Below are 1,250 nucleotides of genomic sequence, written 5' to 3'. Positions count from 1 at the left end.
TGTCGTGGTCTAATTTGCCCGGACACCTCGATAGGTGGACAATCCACCATCCGAGGAGATTTGCATGACAAAGCAGCGCCGCAGTTTCGACACCAGCTTCAAGCTTGAGGTCGTAAAAATGATCAAAGAACAGGGGCTCAGTGTTCAGCATGTCTGCCAGAGCATGAGCATTGGACCGACCGCCGTCCGCCGTTGGTTGGAGCAATACGATGCCGAGCAGTCTGGCCAGCCAGGCATTGGCAAACCGCTGACGCCAGAACAGCAACGCATTCGACAGCTTGAGCAGGAAAACCGTCAATTACGTGGCGATGTAGAAATATTAAAAAAGGCGTCGGCCTTCTTTGCACGCGAGCTGAAATGAGTTTTCTACTCATCGACGAACTGCAAATGAAGGCCGTCCCTGTTGCGCAAAGCTGTCGCGTGCTCGGCGTTAGCCGATCTGGCTTTTATCAATCGAAACGCCGCGCCACCGCGCCTACGGTGTGCCAAGCGAGTGTCCATGTGCGTGCTGCTTTCGTAGCCAGCCATCAAAGCTATGGTAGCCGCCGTATGGTGACGGAGCTGGCAAACCGAGGCGTCGTGGCCGGCCGATTCAAAGTGCGTCGATTAATGCGCCAGGCAGGCTTAAAACCTGTCTGGAGACGCAAATTCGTCCATACGACCGATAGCAAGCATGATCTGCCGATCGCCGCCAACGTGCTGGCCCGCCAGTTCAATCCATCCATGCCCAACACGGCCTACGTCTCTGACATCACCTATGTCAGGACCGGCGCAGGCTGGCTGTACCTGGCAGTGGTAATCGACCTGTTCTCACGCAAAGTGGTCGGCTGGGCCATGGCGCCGAGCATGCCAGCCAAGTTAGTCTGCGACGCCTTGCACATGGCCATTCAACAGCGCCGACCGGCTCCGGGTTTGATTGTTCATTCCGATCGCGGCAGTCAATATGCGAGCGCTCAATACCAGGCCAAACTGGCTAGCCATGATTTCGTTTGCAGCATGAGCCGCAAGGGGAATTGCTGGGACAACGCCGTCGCCGAACGCTTCTTCCTGAATCTTAAAATGGAACGCGTATGGCAGCGCGAATATGCCAACCACGCCGAGGCCAAAAACGACATCGCCGCCTACATCGTAGGCTTCTACAACAGCGAACGCCTGCACTCAGTTCTGGGCAATCTGCCACCCACCGTCTACGAACGGGAAATGGCAGTAAAAAAACCTATCGTTGTGTCCGAATTTACTTGACCACCACA

1 protein-coding gene is annotated in these 1,250 nt (G+C 55.5%); it reads left to right on the top strand.

What is annotated here, in order from left to right; all coding sequences use genetic code 11:
• Nucleotides 1–64: 64 nt before the first annotated feature.
• A protein-coding gene (locus tag RBA40_RS33195) for an IS3 family transposase (RefSeq protein WP_306653157.1) occupies nt 65–1,242 on the top strand; the annotation gives its coding sequence in 2 pieces (ribosomal slippage) (nt 65–332 and nt 332–1,242; 1,179 coding nt in all).
• Nucleotides 1,243–1,250 lie beyond the last annotated feature (8 nt).

The sequence above is a fragment of the Massilia pseudoviolaceinigra genome (genome assembly GCF_030846505.1).
Taxonomy (GTDB): Bacteria; Pseudomonadota; Gammaproteobacteria; order Burkholderiales; family Burkholderiaceae_D; genus Telluria_A; species Telluria_A violaceinigra.
The sequence above is the reverse complement of the archived record's forward strand: the minus strand, read 5'-3'. Positions and strand labels throughout refer to the sequence as shown.